This window comes from Pseudomonas sp. H1_D04 (assembly GCF_054683855.1).
Window position 1 is genome coordinate 3,809,228 of sequence record NZ_CP162826.1, and the last position, 14,097, is coordinate 3,823,324.

At 61.2% G+C, this 14,097-nt stretch carries 15 protein-coding genes; 5 read left to right on the forward strand and 10 right to left on the reverse strand.

Annotated features, from left to right (window positions below):
* Positions 1-33 precede the first annotated feature (33 nt).
* From AB4N82_RS17660 to AB4N82_RS17675, 4 genes are all read left to right on the forward strand, one after another.
* Positions 34-372 (forward strand): YbaB/EbfC family nucleoid-associated protein, encoded by a 339-nt coding sequence (locus tag AB4N82_RS17660; protein WP_032887653.1) that lies wholly within the window; start codon positions 34-36, stop codon positions 370-372.
* Positions 373-514: 142 nt separating this feature from the next.
* Positions 515-1,549 (forward strand): NADP-dependent oxidoreductase, encoded by a 1,035-nt coding sequence (locus AB4N82_RS17665; protein WP_032887654.1) that lies wholly within the window; start codon positions 515-517, stop codon positions 1,547-1,549.
* 66 nt (positions 1,550-1,615) lie between these two features.
* Complete coding sequence (gene recR / locus AB4N82_RS17670) at positions 1,616-2,218, forward strand: recombination mediator RecR (protein ID WP_032887656.1); 603 nt, start codon at positions 1,616-1,618, stop codon at positions 2,216-2,218.
* Positions 2,219-2,411: 193 nt separating this feature from the next.
* On the forward strand, positions 2,412-3,560 hold the full coding sequence (locus AB4N82_RS17675) for an acyl-CoA dehydrogenase family protein (RefSeq protein ID WP_122764552.1): 1,149 nt from the start codon (positions 2,412-2,414) through the stop codon (positions 3,558-3,560).
* Between the two features lie 107 nt (positions 3,561-3,667).
* Here the strand turns inward: AB4N82_RS17675 and AB4N82_RS17680 are convergent, their stop codons facing one another.
* Both AB4N82_RS17680 and fnr read right to left on the reverse strand, forming a co-directional pair.
* Entirely contained in the window at positions 3,668-4,216 is a 549-nt protein-coding gene (locus AB4N82_RS17680) for an adenine phosphoribosyltransferase (protein WP_032887660.1), read from the reverse strand.
* A 79-nt stretch (positions 4,217-4,295) separates the two neighbouring features.
* Positions 4,296-5,030, reverse strand: coding sequence for a fumarate/nitrate reduction transcriptional regulator Fnr (gene fnr / locus AB4N82_RS17685; protein WP_032887662.1), 735 nt, complete (start codon positions 5,028-5,030; stop codon positions 4,296-4,298).
* A gap of 153 nt (positions 5,031-5,183) precedes the next feature.
* Here fnr and AB4N82_RS17690 point away from each other — a divergent pair, with 153 nt between their 5' ends.
* On the forward strand, positions 5,184-5,639 hold the full coding sequence (locus AB4N82_RS17690) for a hypothetical protein (RefSeq protein WP_095185367.1): 456 nt from the start codon (positions 5,184-5,186) through the stop codon (positions 5,637-5,639).
* Positions 5,640-5,653: 14 nt separating this feature from the next.
* On the opposite strand, the gene hemN is transcribed toward AB4N82_RS17690, so the two are convergent.
* The 8 genes from hemN to AB4N82_RS17730 all read right to left on the reverse strand — a co-directional run bounded on the left by hemN (position 5,654) and on the right by AB4N82_RS17730 (position 14,095).
* On the reverse strand, positions 5,654-7,036 hold the full coding sequence (gene hemN / locus AB4N82_RS17695) for an oxygen-independent coproporphyrinogen III oxidase (RefSeq protein ID WP_122764553.1): 1,383 nt from the start codon (positions 7,034-7,036) through the stop codon (positions 5,654-5,656).
* 102 nt (positions 7,037-7,138) lie between these two features.
* Positions 7,139-7,822 (reverse strand): sulfite exporter TauE/SafE family protein, encoded by a 684-nt coding sequence (locus AB4N82_RS17700; RefSeq protein WP_032887667.1) that lies wholly within the window; start codon positions 7,820-7,822, stop codon positions 7,139-7,141.
* Positions 7,815-8,027, reverse strand: coding sequence for a cbb3-type cytochrome oxidase assembly protein CcoS (gene ccoS, locus AB4N82_RS17705; protein WP_032887669.1), 213 nt, complete (start codon positions 8,025-8,027; stop codon positions 7,815-7,817). The genes AB4N82_RS17700 and ccoS overlap by 8 nt, the downstream gene beginning before the upstream one ends.
* 22 nt (positions 8,028-8,049) lie before the next feature.
* Entirely contained in the window at positions 8,050-10,500 is a 2,451-nt protein-coding gene (locus AB4N82_RS17710) for a heavy metal translocating P-type ATPase (RefSeq protein WP_122764554.1), read from the reverse strand.
* A 113-nt stretch (positions 10,501-10,613) separates the two neighbouring features.
* Entirely contained in the window at positions 10,614-11,153 is a 540-nt protein-coding gene (locus AB4N82_RS17715; protein WP_032887673.1) for a FixH family protein, read from the reverse strand.
* A gap of 15 nt (positions 11,154-11,168) precedes the next feature.
* Positions 11,169-12,584, reverse strand: coding sequence for a cytochrome c oxidase accessory protein CcoG (ccoG, locus tag AB4N82_RS17720; RefSeq protein WP_460102415.1), 1,416 nt, complete (start codon positions 12,582-12,584; stop codon positions 11,169-11,171).
* A gap of 351 nt (positions 12,585-12,935) precedes the next feature.
* On the reverse strand, positions 12,936-13,913 hold the full coding sequence (gene ccoP / locus AB4N82_RS17725; RefSeq protein ID WP_095185370.1) for a cytochrome-c oxidase, cbb3-type subunit III: 978 nt from the start codon (positions 13,911-13,913) through the stop codon (positions 12,936-12,938).
* Positions 13,910-14,095, reverse strand: coding sequence for a CcoQ/FixQ family Cbb3-type cytochrome c oxidase assembly chaperone (locus AB4N82_RS17730; protein ID WP_003175465.1), 186 nt, complete (start codon positions 14,093-14,095; stop codon positions 13,910-13,912). Before AB4N82_RS17730 ends, ccoP begins: the two co-directional genes overlap by 4 nt.
* Positions 14,096-14,097: the final 2 nt, after the last annotated feature.

Genomic DNA, 14,097 nt, shown 5'->3' on the forward strand with positions numbered 1-14,097 from the left:
TTAATTGATCCACGTACTTTTGAGGTGATTCCCATGATGAAAGGTGGCATGGCCGGCCTGATGAAGCAGGCGCAGCAGATGCAGGAAAAGATGGCCAAGATGCAGGAAGAACTGGCCAACGCCGAAGTCACCGGTAAAGCCGGGGGCGATATGGTCAGCGTGGTGATGACTGGGCGTCACGACATCAAGCGCGTGAGCATCGACCCAAGCGTGCTGCCAGGCGTGGGTGAAGATGACCTGGAAATGCTCGAAGCGCTGTTCGCCGCGGCCGTCAACGACGCCGTGCGCAAGATCGAAGCCAATAGCCAGGACAAAATGTCCGGCGTGACCGCTGGCATGCAACTGCCACCGGGCATGAAGATGCCGTTCTGATTCTCCAGCGTTAGCTAGACTCCAATGCCAGGCCCAGTGCCTGGCATTTTTGTTTGTGCCTATTCAATCGAATCCCGATCGAACCCTGGCCTGGCACCCATGGTCTGCAACCTATACCGATGAATTCGATAAGGAGCCCCTGATGCCTCAAGAACTGACCCTGAACCAACGTATCGTGCTGGTCTCGCGCCCCCAAGGCGCGCCCACTCCGGAAAACTTTCGCCTGGAGCGCGTGAGCTTGCCGGAGTTGGCGGACGGCCAAGTGCTGCTCAAGACCCTCTACCTGTCCCTTGACCCCTACATGCGCGGGCGCATGAGCGACGCACCGTCCTACGCCGCCCCGGTGGAAATCGATGAGGTGATGACCGGCGGTGCTGTCAGCCGTATCGAGCAATCCCGTAACCCGAAATTCGAAGTGGGTGATCTGGTGGTCGGCGCCACCGGTTGGCAGAGCCACAGCATTTCCGACGGCCGCAACCTGATTCCGGTGCCCAAAGGTCTCGCCAGTCCGTCCATGGCGTTGGGCGTATTGGGGATGCCGGGTATGACGGCCTACATGGGCCTGATGGACATTGGTCAACCCAAGGCTGGGGAAACCCTGGTGGTCGCCGCTGCCTCCGGCGCAGTCGGTTCGGTAGTGGGCCAGGTCGCCAAGCTCAAGGGCCTGCGCGTGGTCGGGATTGCAGGCGGTGCGGACAAGTGCCGCTATGTCGTGGATGAACTGGGTTTTGATGCCTGTATCGACCATAAGAGCGCAGACTTCGCCGATCAACTCGCCCAGGCTTGCTTCAACGGCGTGGACATCTATTTCGAGAACGTCGGTGGCAAGGTGTTCGACGCCGTGGTGCCTTTGCTCAACCCCAAGGCACGCATTCCTTTGTGCGGGCTGATTGCCGGCTACAACGCCCATGAAGCCCCCAGCGGGCCTGATCGCTTGCCGGCGCTGCAACGCACGTTGCTGACCAAGCGGGTGCGCATCCAGGGCTTTATCGTGTTTGATGACTACGGTGATCGTCAGCCAGAGTTCCTCAGTGCCATGGCGCCCTGGGTCCGCGACGGCAAGATCAAGTTCCGCGAGGACGTGGTCGATGGCTTGGAGCAGGCGCCCGAAGCCTTTATCGGCCTGCTTGAAGGGCGCAACTTCGGCAAGTTGGTGGTGCGGGTCGCGCAGGATTGAGGATTTGACGCTAATCCGGGGCGCGGGTATAAACCGCGTCTCGTTGTTTTGTCGGACCATTGCCCCATGAGCTTCAGCCCCCTGATTCGCCAACTGATCGACGCCCTGCGCACGTTGCCGGGTGTCGGCCAGAAAACCGCCCAGCGCATGGCGCTGCAACTGCTGGAGCGTGATCGCAGCGGCGGCACCCGGTTGGCCCAGGCCCTGAGCCAGGCCATGACGGGCGTCGGCCACTGCCGCCAGTGCCGAACCCTCACCGAAGAAGACCTTTGCCCGCAATGCGCCGACCCGCGTCGCGACGACACGTTGCTGTGTGTGGTGGAAGGCCCGATGGACGTCTACGCGGTGGAGCAGACCGGTTATCGCGGGCGTTACTTCGTGCTCAAGGGCCACCTGTCGCCGCTGGACGGCCTGGGTCCGGAGGCCATCGGCATTCCGCAACTGGTGGCACGTATCGAAGAGCAGGGCACCTTTACCGAGGTGATCCTGGCCACCAACCCGACCGTGGAAGGTGAAGCCACCGCCCATTACATTGCCCAACTGCTGAGCAACAAAGGCCTGATCACTTCGCGTATCGCCCATGGCGTACCGTTGGGTGGGGAGTTGGAGCTGGTGGATGGCGGCACGCTGGCGCATTCGTTTGCCGGTCGCAAGCCGATCGCGCTCTAACAATAAACACCAGCCAAATGTGGGAGGGGGCTTGCTCCCGATGGCAGTGGATTAGGCCATGAATCTATTGGCTGACACACTGCTATCGGGAGCAAGCCCCCTCCCACAATGGTTTTGCGGTGTGATTGAGATCTGTGTTGCTAACCAAGCAAGCGCTTGGTAATTTCGCTCCACCTCTCCGTGGAGCTTGCCGATGTCTGCCTATCAGGACTACTTCGACCCCAGCCACCAATTGCTCCGCGACAGCGTGCGCCGTTTTGTCGAGCGCGAGCTGTTACCGGACATCGAGCAATGGGAGGAGGCGGAGAGCTTTCCCCGAGCGTTGTACCTTAAGGCCGGTGCGGCGGGGATCCTCGGTATCGGTTATCCCGAATCCTTGGGCGGCAGTCACGAGGGCGATCTGTTCGCCAAGGTGGCCGTCAGCGAGGAATTGATGCGCTGCGGCTCCGGCGGCGTGGTCGCGGGATTGGGCTCGCTGGATATCGGCTTGCCTCCCATCATCAAATGGGCGCGGCCCGAAGTGCGCGAACGTGTGGCCCCGCAAGTGCTCTCGGGCGAGAAGATCATCGCCTTGGCCGTCACCGAACCCAGCGGCGGCTCCGATGTAGCCAGCCTGCGCACCCGCGCCGTGCGTGATGGCGACGTTTACCGGGTCAGCGGCAGCAAGACCTTTATCACCAGCGGCAACCGCGCCGATTTCTACACCGTTGCTGTTCGTACCGGCGGGCCAGGCTTTGGCGGCATCAGCCTCTTGCTCATCGAAAAAGACACCCCGGGTTTCACCGTCGGCCAGCCCCTGAAGAAAATGGGTTGGTGGGCGTCGGACACGGCAGAGTTGTTCTTCGATGATTGCCAGGTGCCCGTAGGCAACCTGATCGGCGCCGAGAACATGGGGTTTGCCTGCATCATGGGCAACTTTCAGAGTGAACGGCTGGCGCTGGCATTGATGGCCAATATGACCGCGCAGCTTGCGCTTGAGGAAAGCCTCAAATGGGCCGCGCAGCGTGAAGCATTTGGCAAGCCCATTGGCAAATTCCAGGTGCTCAAGCATCGCCTGGCGGAAATGGCGACGGCTGTGGAAGTGTCCAGGGAATTCACCTACCGCCAAGCCGCCAAGATGGCCGCTGGCAAGAGTGTGATCAAGGAGATATCCATGGCCAAGAACCTGGCCACCGATACCGCCGATCGGGTGACTTATGACGCCGTGCAGATCCTCGGCGGCCAGGGCTATATGCGCGGCAGCCTGGTGGAGAGGCTGTATCGCGACAACCGTATCCTGTCGATCGGCGGCGGCACTCGTGAAGTGATGAATGAAATCATCAGCAAACAGATGGGGCTTTGAGGCGGCTTACCTGCCTCATCGGGGCAAGCCCTCTGCCACATTTTGATGTGTAAACACCTTCAAGTGTGGGAGGGGGCAGCCCTTGATAGCGTCAGTCCAGGCAAATATTACCGCTCGCTCAGCGCAAACTGCGTCAGGCAAAACGTCGGAATCCCCATGTCTTCCAAACGCTGCGAGCCACCTAGCTCCGGCAAATCAATAATTGCCGCGGCTTCAAAAATCTTCGCACCCATGCGCCGCACCAGGTTCGCCGCAGCGATCAAGGTCCCGCCTGTGGCGATCAGGTCATCGAACATCAGCACCGAGTCGCCTTCGCACAGGCTGTCGGCGTGCACTTCCAGGAAAGCTTCGCCGTATTCGGTCTGATAACCCTCGGCCAGGACATCGGCCGGCAGCTTGCCCTGCTTGCGGAACAGGATCAGCGGTTTGTTCAGTTGGTAGGCAATGATCGAACCGATCAGAAACCCGCGGGCATCCATCGCGCCGATGTGGGTGAAATCGGCTTCGACATAGCGATGGGCAAAGGTATCGGCCACCAGGCGCAGGGCCTTGGGCGATTGGAACAGCGGCGTGATGTCACGGAAGATCACCCCAGGCTTGGGGAAGTCGATGACGGGGCGGATCAGGGATTTGATGTCGAACGAATCGAAGGTCATCGTCGAAGAGTCCTGGGAGGAAAACGGACTCGAAGTATACCTGCGGCCTCACCGATTGGCGCGGCCACAAGTGTCTGCATCAACCCTCTAGAGAACCACCCGCCAACGCACACAGCTGGATCGGGTCGAGAATGTGCACTTCCTTGCCTTCGGCGGCAATCAACTCGTTCTGCTGGAAACGGGTGAACACGCGGGACACGGTTTCCACCGCCAGACCCAGGTAGTTGCCGATTTCGTTACGCGACATGCTCAAGCGGAACTGGTTGGCCGAGAAACCGCGTGCCCGGAACCGGGCCGACAGGTTGACCAAGAATGTCGCGATGCGCTCGTCGGCGGTTTTCTTCGATAACAGCAGCATCATCTGCTGATCGTCACGAATTTCTCGGCTCATCACGCGCATCAACTGGCGGCGCAGTTGAGGTAATTGGATGGCCAGTTCGTCCAGGCGTTCGAAGGGGATTTCGCACACCGACGTGGTCTCCAGCGCCTGGGCCGACACGGGATGCATCTCGGTGTCCATGCCCGACAAACCCACCAGTTCGCTGGGCAGGTGAAAACCGGTGATCTGCTCCTCGCCGTTGTCGCTCAGGCTGAAGGTCTTCAACGCGCCCGAACGTACTGCATAGACGGAGTCGAACTGATCGCCCTGGCGAAACAAAAACTCGCCTTTCTTCAGCGGGCGACCACGTTTAACGATGTCGTCCAGCGCATCCATGTCTTCCAGATTCAGCGAAAGTGGCAGGCAGAGGGGGGCCAGGCTGCAATCCTTGCAGTGAGCCTGGCTGTGAGCGCGCAGTTTGACTGGCTCGGACATTTCTTAAATCCTTGTGGGAAAACACACATAAGACGTAAGGGTAACGCACTGGGGGGCAGTGAGGCCAGCGTGTACAAAAAACAGACAGCCGTATAAAGCTTTGTGTATCGGTGCCGATACATATGTGTACGTTCATGAGCAGGAGCTCAGCGCATGTTGATCATCGCCGCCAACAACCCCTCCATCCGTGTGCCAAACCCAGAGCCGGCCCCGCCCGCTGCGGCGGTTGAGACGCAGGATGCCGTGTCAACGCCTGCCACGAGCGAAGGCGTGAAGGTGAGCATTTCGCCGGATGGCTTCAAGGCTGCGGGTGCGGCCAAAAGTGCCAACGCCGATATCGACGACAGCGGTCTGGACGACAACGTTAAGCAAGTTCTTAAAATGATCCGTCAGTTGAAGCAGCAGATCGCCGAAAAATTGGCGGAGCTTCAGGCCATCGCCGCGGACAAAAGCCTGACGCCGGAGGAGGTTCAGGCCAAGGTCGCTAACGTGCAAGGTGCCATCAGTTCCTTGCAGGCCGGCTTGATGACGGCCCAAATCTCCTTGGCCAAGGCCATGAAAACCATGAGTGCCGATCAGGCGCTCAAGGCCGCTTCGTTGTCGATGTAACTAGGTCGATGTAACTAGATCACCCGTGAAAACCGTTGCCGGTTCTGGTGTTCCAGGTACGCGTCGAACACCATGCACACCGAGCGCACCAGCAAGCGCCCTGCGGGCAGCACCCGAATGCCCTGGGCGTCGAGCGCGATCAGGCCGTCCTTGGCCATGGCCTCAAGTTGCAGCCAGATCTCGTCGAAGTACCCGCGAAAATCAATATTGAAGGCCTGTTCGATACGCTCGAATGCCAGGCTGAAATTGCAGATCAACTGCTGAATCACTTCCCGTCTTAGTCGATCGTCTGTGGTGCAGACCAAGCCACGGCTGGTCGCCAGCTGCGCGCCGGCCAGGGTGTTCTGGTAGCCGTTGAGGTCACTGCTGTTCTGGCAATACAAGTCGCCGATCTGGCTGATCGCCGACACACCCAGGCCGATCAGGTCGCAATGGCCGTGGGTGGTGTAGCCCTGGAAATTGCGTTGCAGCGTGCCTTCTTCCTGGGCGATGGCGAGTTCGTCATCCGGCAGAGCGAAGTGGTCCATGCCGATGTAGCGATAACCCGCCTCGGTCAATTGCGTGATGGTGGTTTGCAGCATCAGCAGTTTTTCCGCCGGTGCTGGCAGCTCGTCGCTGTCGATGCGCCGCTGGGGCATGAAGCGCTCCGGCAGGTGCGCATAGTTGAACACCGACAGGCGATCCGGTTGCAGCTTGATCACTTCTTCCACGGTGCGCGCGAAGTTGATCGGCGTTTGCTTGGGCAGGCCGTAGATCAGGTCGATATTGATCGAGCGAAACTGCAAAGTGCGCGCCGCATCGATTACTGCGCGAGTCTCTTCCAGGCTTTGCAGGCGGTTAACGGCCCGCTGCACCTCGGGGTCGAGGTCTTGCAGGCCAATGCTGACGCGGTTGAAACCGAGTTCACGCAGCAGGCCCATGGTGGCCCAGTCGGCTTCGCGCGGGTCGATCTCGATGCCGTAGTCGCCGGAATCATCATCGAGCAAATTGAAGTGCTGGCGCAGGGAGCCCATGACCTGACGCAGTTCGTCGTGGCTGAGAAACGTCGGCGTGCCGCCGCCGAAATGCAACTGCTCCACCGGCTGTTTCGGGTCGAGGTGGCAGGCCACCATTTGGATCTCCTGCTCCAAGCGGTGCAGATATGCCTGGGCGCGGCCACGGTCCTTGGTGATTACCTTGTTGCAGGCGCAGTAGTAGCAAATGTTCGCGCAGAACGGCACATGCACATACAGCGACAATGGGCGCACAGCCTTGCGACTGTCGCGCAGGGCGTGCAGCAGGTCGAAGGTGCCGACCTGGCTGTCGAATTGTACGGCGGTGGGGTAGGACGTATAGCGCGGTCCCGCCAGGTCGTAGCGATGAATCAGATCGGTGTCCCAACGAATGGCGTCGAGCATGCGGGCGTCCCCCGGATAGGCTAGTGGGCCGAGTCTAGAGGCGTGGAGCAGAGGGCATCTTGATTTGCATCAACGAGCAGCGGCGCTATGCCACATGGCCTTTTAGTGGCCCATCAGCCAGTGCTGGTGCGGCCCTGGCAAGGTCCAAATACCGAACACAATGACCAGCAATCCACCGGCCATGCGCACGCTGCGTTTGCGCAATAACGCGGTGACGCGTTCGGCGGCCAGCCCAGTCGCCAGCAGCACGGGCCAGGTGCCCAACCCGAACGCGAGCATCAGCAAGGCACTGTCCAGCGCATTGCCCTGGCTCGCGGCCCACAGCAGGGTGCTGTAGACCAACCCGCACGGCAACCAGCCCCACAGCGCACCCAGCAGTAAAGCGCGAGGCAGGCTGGACACCGGCAGCAAACGGGTGGCAACGGGCTGGATATGCCGCCACAGGCCGCGCCCGAGGCTTTCGATACGGGTGAGGCCGCTCCACCAACCGGCCAGGTACAGGCCCATGCAGATCAGCAGCAGACCGGCGAGTACGCGCATGAACATCGCCGCCGGGCTATTGGCCACGGCCCAGCCGGCCAGGCCGATCAACAGCCCAGCCGTGGCGTAACTGAGGATTCGCCCCAGGTTGTACGCCAGCAGCAGGCGAAACCGGCGACTGCGTTGCTCCTTGGGAATTGCCAAAGTCAGCGCGCCCATCAGCCCGCCGCACATGCCCAGGCAATGACCGCCGCCCAGCAGGCCCAGGATCAGCGCGGAGACCAGCAGCGGCGCCAATTCAAGCATGAGGTGGGTCTTTGGGCGGTTGTTCCGGACCGTTGGCTTCGTCGATGGCGGCCAGGTGGTTCGGGTCCTGGTCGTCGAACAGCACGCTGTGGGCCGGGCCGTCGAGGTCATCGTACTGGCCGCTGTCCACGGCCCAGAAGAAGATGTAAATAGCGATGGCCACTATCAGCAGCGCCGCCGGAATCATCACGTATAAAGCTGGCATCTGCACTCCATGCCCGCGCGGCTCACGCGGGCAGCGGGCGGGTGATTGAGGGGGCGCTGGCGGACTGTGCGCTCGGCACGCGAGTCAGGCGCAGGGCGTTGAGTACCACGGTCAACGAACTGATGGACATGCCGACTGCCGCCCAGATTGGCGTGATCCAGCCCAAAGCAGCAAACGGCAACATCAGGCCATTGTATAGGCCCGCCCAGAGCAGGTTTTCAATAATCACTCGTCGGGTGCGCCGCGCCAGGCTGAAGGCCTGCACCAGAGCGTCGAGGCGATTGGAGAGCAACACCGCATCGGCACTGGTCTTGGCCAGGTCGGTGGCCGAGCCCATTGCCACGCTGATATCGGCGGCGGCGAGGACGGGGACATCGTTGACGCCATCGCCGAGCATCAGCACCTTGCGACCTTCCTTGTGCAGCTGTTGCAGCACGTGCAGCTTGTCGTCGGGACGCAGGCCGCCGTGGGCCTCGTCTATGCCCAGCTCAAGGGCGACACTGGCGACCATCGGCGAACTGTCCCCGGACAGCAGCAGTGTGCGCCAACCGCGCGCCTTGCAAGCGGCGAGCAGGGCGGGGGCGTCGCTGCGCAGGCGGTCATCCAGTACGAACCAGGCGAGGGCGCCGCTGCGGTCGCCCAGCAGCAGCCATTGCCCGGCGTCGTCCGGCGGAGCGGGGATCGGGCAGCCACTGAGTTCGCAGACGAAACCCGGCTGGCCGATGCGCAGCAGACGCTCGCCCACTCGACCTTCCAAACCGAGACCGGGCGTACTGAGCACTTCTTCAGCGGCCAGTGGCGCACGGCCAAAGGCGCGGGCAATCGGGTGTTCCGAGCGGTTTTCCAGTGCGGCGGCGAGACCCAGGCAGTCGTCGCTGCCCAATTCGCCCAGCGGCCGGATCGCGCGCAGGGCCAGGCGACCTTCGGTGAGGGTGCCGGTCTTGTCGAAGATCACCGTGTCGATCTGGTTCAGGCCCTCCAGCACATGGCCACGGGTCAGAAGCAGCCCGAGTTTGTGCAGGGTGCCGGTGGCGGCGGTCAGGGCGGTCGGTGTAGCGAGGGACAACGCACATGGGCAGGTCGCCACTAACATCGCCAGCACGATCCAGAACGCTCGTGATGAGTCCAGTTCCCACCACAGCAGGCCGATCAGCGCAGCGGCGATCAGCGAACACAACAGGAACCACTGTGCGGCGCGGTCGGCGATTTGCGCCAGTCGTGGTTTTTCGGCCTGGGCGCGCTCCAGCAGGCGCACAATGGCGGACAGGCGGGTCTCGTGGCCAAGGGCGCGCACTTCGACGGTCAGCGCGCCGTCGACGTTGAGGGTGCCGGCGGTGACGGTGTCGCCGACTTGGCGAGGTTGCGGCAAGTACTCGCCGGTGAGCAGGGACTCATCAATGCTGGACTGGCCATCGAGGATCACGCCGTCTGCTGGCAGCACCGCGCCCGGATGCACCAGCACGCAGTCGCCCAGGGCCAGTTCGCTCAACAGGATGCGTTCGCTCTGGCCGTCGTCTTTCAAGCGCAGGCACGACGCTGGCAACAGGTTGACCAACTGCGCAGTGGCCGCCGCCGTGCGCTCCCGGGCACGGCGTTCCAGGTAGCGACCGGCCAGCAGGAACAGTGCAAACATGCCCACTGCATCGAAATACAGCTCGCCGACGCCGGTGATCGCGGTCCATATTCCCGCCAAATAAGCCCCGCCAATGGCGAGGGATACTGAAACGTCCATGGTCAGGTGGCGCGTGCGCAGGTCGCGCATGGCGCCCTTGAAGAACGGCGCGCAGCTGTAGAACACGATGGGGGTTGTCAGAAACATCGCCACCCAGCGCAGGATTACATGCAGCTCCGGGCTCAGGTCGATATTGAATTCCGGCCAGGTGGCCATGGTTGCCATCATTGCCTGGAACCACAGCAGCCCGGCGACACCGAGTTGGCGCAAAGCCAGACGGTTTTCGCTGGCCAGTTGCTCGGCGGCGCGGTCGGCCTGATAAGGATGGGCGGCATAGCCGATATGGCGCAGCTCACTGAGCACTTGGCTCAACGGCAATTGCCCGTCGGCCCAGCGCACCTGCAAGCGATGGTTGGACAGGTTCAACCGCGCCTCGGCAACGGCGGGCAAGCTGCGCAGGTGTTTTTCGATCAGCCAGCCACAGGCGGCGCAGCTGATGCCTTCCATCAACAGGGTCGTTTCAGCCAGTTCGCCTTGGTGGTGCACGAAGGGTTTTTGCACGTCCGCGCGATCGTACAGCGCCAGCTCGTCCACCAGTTGCACCGGCAGCGTTTCGGGGTTGGCCGAGGCTTCGCTGCGGTGCTGGTAATAGCTTTCCAAGCCTGCGGCCACGATTGCTTCGGCCACCGCCTGGCAGCCCGGGCAGCAGAGTTCGCGGCGCTCGCCGAGGATATCGGCGGTGAACCGACTGCCGGGCGGTACGGGCAGGGCGCAATGGTAGCAGGGAGTGGGGGTGGTCATGGTTCGGGATCTTTGGTGGCTGGGAAGGCCTCATCGCCGGCAAGCCGGCTCCTACGAGAGGGGGTGTAGGTCTGTAGGAGCCGGATTGCCGGCGATGCGCGAAGCGCAGATGTTTATTTTTTCAGGTCTTCGGCACCCTGCAACGGTTCATCACCCAACAGCAAGTCTTTGTCGTGGCTGACTTCTTCTTCCTCGAACAGCCGCCAGGTCTTGTCGCCTTCCACGCCCAGCAGTTCCACGAAGCGGCGGCCTTCGACTTTGTCGGTGACCTGGCCGATGTAGCGGCCGGGTTCGCTGTCGCTGCGGGCCAGGTTGATTTTGCGATCTTTCTCCGGCTGAGTCGGGGAAATCAGGTTCAGTTCCAGGGTGTTCGGGTTGCTGTAGCCGGTGAGCTTCAGCTCGACTTCACCGGTCAGTTCGTCCAAATGCAACTTGGCGCGCAGTTGCAGGGTCTGCGCCAGGCGTTCGCGGTCCAGTGAGCGGTTGATGCCCTTGCCAGCCTCGTAGTAGTTGTCGTTGACCAGGTTGTCCGGGTTGTTTACCGCGATGGTCACCATGGACAAGGTCAAGGTCACCGAGCAGGCTAGGATCCCGATGATGATCCAGGGCCAGAGGTGCTTGTACCAAGGGCTTGCGGCAGTGGCTAAGGGCATTGTTCCGTTCTCTCTTTATCGAACTTGTGGGCCGATGAATCGGCTCTTGGCTTCAATGTTGACGCTGGCGTCATCGGCATCGGTGAGGGTGAATTTCACCTCGTTGGTGCTCGACGGCAGTTCTTCCGGCGCACTCGACAGTTCCACTGGCATGCTGACGATATCGCCGGCAGCCACCTTGATCTCGCGCCGGCCCTGCAGCTTGAGGTCTGGCAGGCCTGATGCGTCGAGCACGTAGGTGTGGTCGCGCTGGTCCTTGTTCATGATCTTCAGGCTGTAGACGTTTTCGATACGGCCCTCGGCGTTTTCGCGGTAGAGCACGCGGTCTTTGCTCACGTCGAAGCCCACCAGCGACCGCATGAAGAACGCCCCGGCCAACAGGCTGATCATCGCCAGCAACACCAGGGCGTAACCGATCAGGCGTGGGCGCAGCTTGTGGGTTTTCTGCCCGGACAGGTTGTGCTCGGTGGTGTAGCTGATCAGGCCGCGCGGGTACTCCATCTTGTCCATGATGTTGTCGCAGGCGTCGATGCACGCGGCGCAGCCGATGCACTCGATTTGCAGACCGTCGCGGATGTCGATGCCGGTGGGGCACACCTGCACGCACATCGTGCAATCGATGCAGTCGCCCAGGCCTTGGGCCTTGTAGTCGATCCCTTTTTTACGCGGGCCACGCAGCTCTCCAAGACGTGGGTCGTAAGAGACGATGAGGGTGTCTTTGTCGAACATCACACTCTGGAAACGCGCGTACGGGCACATGTAGATGCACACCTGTTCGCGCAGCCAGCCGGCGTTGCCGTAGGTGGCGAGGGTGAAGAAACCGACCCAGAAATACGACCAGCCATCGGCCTGGCCGGTGAAGAAATCGAACACCAGTTCGCGGATCGGCGAGAAGTAGCCGACGAAGGTAATCCCGGTGGCAAAACCGATCAGTAGCCACAGGCTGTGCTTGCTGAATTTGCGCAGGAATTTGTTGGCGCCCATTGGCGCTTTATCCAGCTTGATGCGTTGGTTGCGGTCGCCTTCGGTGACTTTTTCGCACCACATGAAGATCCACGTCCACACGCTTTGCGGGCAGGTATAACCGCACCACACGCGGCCGGCGTACACCGTGATGAAGAACAGGCCAAACGCCGCGACGATCAGAATGCCCGACAGCAGGATGAAGTCTTGGGGCCAGAAGGTTGCACCGAAAATGAAGAACTTACGCTCCGGCAGGTTCCACCACACGGCCTGGTGGCCACCCCAGTTCAGCCACACCGTGCCGAAGTAGAGCAGGAACAAAGCAGCGCCGCCGAGCATTCGTAAATTGCGGAACAGGCCGGTAAAGGCGCGGGTGTAGATTTTCTCGCGCGGGGCATAGAGGTCGACGGTGGCGGTCGAGTGTTTGGCAGGCGGGGTAACGTCATGTACCGGTATTTGGTCGCTCATCATTGCATCCCACGGCGGTGGAGATTTGCCTCGGCCAGTACGTGCCAACCGGGGTCAAATTAGGGGTCTTGCAGTGGCGTAATGATACGCCCCCGATGCTGCGCAAGGGGTGCGACCTTTGGTCGCGTTGGGGAAAATCAATTGATGGTGTACGTGATCTGGATCAATTGACTTGTGAAGTATGGACGGTTTTTGCAGGCTCAACCTTCAAAAAGCCGAAGATCCAATGTGTGAGGGGGCTTGCTCCCGATAGCGGCGTGTCAGTCAGAGTCACTAATACTGATCCACCGTCATCGGGAGCAAGCCCCCTCTCACAAGGGTTTTTTGGTGTTTCTGGGTAAGGGGGTAGCCTTACTGCTCCTCGGCCTTCTTATCCCCATGGGACAAGCTGTAAACATACGCCGCGAGCAAGTGCACCTTGTCATTGCCTTGCAATTGTTCCTGCGCCGGCATCTGGCCCTGGCGGCCGAAACGGATGGTCTGCTGCAGTTGGGCGAAGCTCGAACCGTAGATGAAGGCGCCGGGGTGGGTCAGGTCGGGCGCGCCCATTGCTGGGGTGCCTTTACCGGCTGGGCCGTGGCAGGCCACGCAGTTGGCGGCGAAGAGTTTTTCGCCGTTGGCTACGTCGGCCTTGACGCCTTCGGGTAGTTTGCGGCCGTCGAGTTGGGTGACCACGTAGGCCGCCACGTCGCTGACACCCTCTTCTTGCAGCACCGGCAGCCAGCCCGGCATCACGGCATGACGGCCTTTCATGATGGTTTCCTTGATGGTCGCCGGCTCGCCACCCCAGCGCCAGTCGGCGTCAGTCAGGTTGGGGAAGCCGTAGGCACCCTTGGCGTCGGACCCGTGGCACACCGAGCAGTTGGACGCGAACAAGCGGCCACCCATCTTCAGGGCTTGTGGGTCCTTGGCGACTTCCTCAATGGGCATGGAGGCGAATTTGGCGAAGATCGGACCGAACTTGGCGTCCGACCGGGCCATTTCCTTTTCCCATTCGTGTACACCGGTCCAGCCGGTCTGGCCGTTGGCGAAGGGGGTTTGCTTGTCGTTGTCGAGGTAGTTGTAGCCCGGCAGCAGGCCTTTCCAATTGCCCAGGCCTGGGTACAGCACCAGGTATCCAAGGGCAAAAATGATGGTGCCGACGAACAGCATGAACCACCACTTGGGCAATGGGTTGTCGTACTCCTCGATGCCATCGAACGAGTGGCCGACGGTCTCGTCGGTTTGCTCGGCGCGCTGGCCCTTGCGGGTCGACAGCAACAGCCAGGTCAGGGCGAAAATGGTACCCAGACTGAGGACTGTGACGTACAGACTCCAGAACGTAGTCATTCTTTGTTACTCCTAGAAGCTTGCTCGACGTGCTTGATGGCTTCGGGATCATCCGCAAAGGGCAGCAAGGTCGCGTCCTCAAACTCCGACTTGCGCTTGGGGCTGAACACCCACAACGCCAGGCCGATAAAGGCCACCATCACCACAACGGTGCCCAGGCCACGAATCATCCCGATATCCATGA

Excerpts from the sequence above, each read along its gene's own strand:
- AB4N82_RS17665 (WP_032887654.1), top strand. The coding sequence starts at position 515 with ATGCCTCAAGAACTGACCCTGAACCAACGTATCGTGCTGGTCTCGCGC.
- AB4N82_RS17710 (WP_122764554.1), bottom strand. The coding sequence starts at position 10,500 with ATGACCACCCCCACTCCCTGCTACCATTGCGCCCTGCCCGTACCGCCC.
- ccoG (WP_460102415.1), bottom strand. The coding sequence starts at position 12,584 with ATGAGCGACCAAATACCGGTACATGACGTTACCCCGCCTGCCAAACAC.
- AB4N82_RS17660 (WP_032887653.1), top strand. The coding sequence starts at position 34 with ATGATGAAAGGTGGCATGGCCGGCCTGATGAAGCAGGCGCAGCAGATG.
- recR (WP_032887656.1), top strand. The coding sequence starts at position 1,616 with ATGAGCTTCAGCCCCCTGATTCGCCAACTGATCGACGCCCTGCGCACG.
- AB4N82_RS17690 (WP_095185367.1), top strand. The coding sequence starts at position 5,184 with ATGTTGATCATCGCCGCCAACAACCCCTCCATCCGTGTGCCAAACCCA.
- fnr (WP_032887662.1), bottom strand. The coding sequence starts at position 5,030 with ATGTCCGAGCCAGTCAAACTGCGCGCTCACAGCCAGGCTCACTGCAAG.
- AB4N82_RS17715 (WP_032887673.1), bottom strand. The coding sequence starts at position 11,153 with ATGCCCTTAGCCACTGCCGCAAGCCCTTGGTACAAGCACCTCTGGCCC.
- hemN (WP_122764553.1), bottom strand. The coding sequence starts at position 7,036 with ATGCTCGACGCCATTCGTTGGGACACCGATCTGATTCATCGCTACGAC.
- AB4N82_RS17675 (WP_122764552.1), top strand. The coding sequence starts at position 2,412 with ATGTCTGCCTATCAGGACTACTTCGACCCCAGCCACCAATTGCTCCGC.
- AB4N82_RS17680 (WP_032887660.1), bottom strand. The coding sequence starts at position 4,216 with ATGACCTTCGATTCGTTCGACATCAAATCCCTGATCCGCCCCGTCATC.
- ccoP (WP_095185370.1), bottom strand. The coding sequence starts at position 13,913 with ATGACTACGTTCTGGAGTCTGTACGTCACAGTCCTCAGTCTGGGTACC.
- AB4N82_RS17700 (WP_032887667.1), bottom strand. The coding sequence starts at position 7,822 with ATGCTTGAATTGGCGCCGCTGCTGGTCTCCGCGCTGATCCTGGGCCTG.
- AB4N82_RS17730 (WP_003175465.1), bottom strand. The coding sequence starts at position 14,095 with ATGGATATCGGGATGATTCGTGGCCTGGGCACCGTTGTGGTGATGGTG.
- ccoS (WP_032887669.1), bottom strand. The coding sequence starts at position 8,027 with ATGCCAGCTTTATACGTGATGATTCCGGCGGCGCTGCTGATAGTGGCC.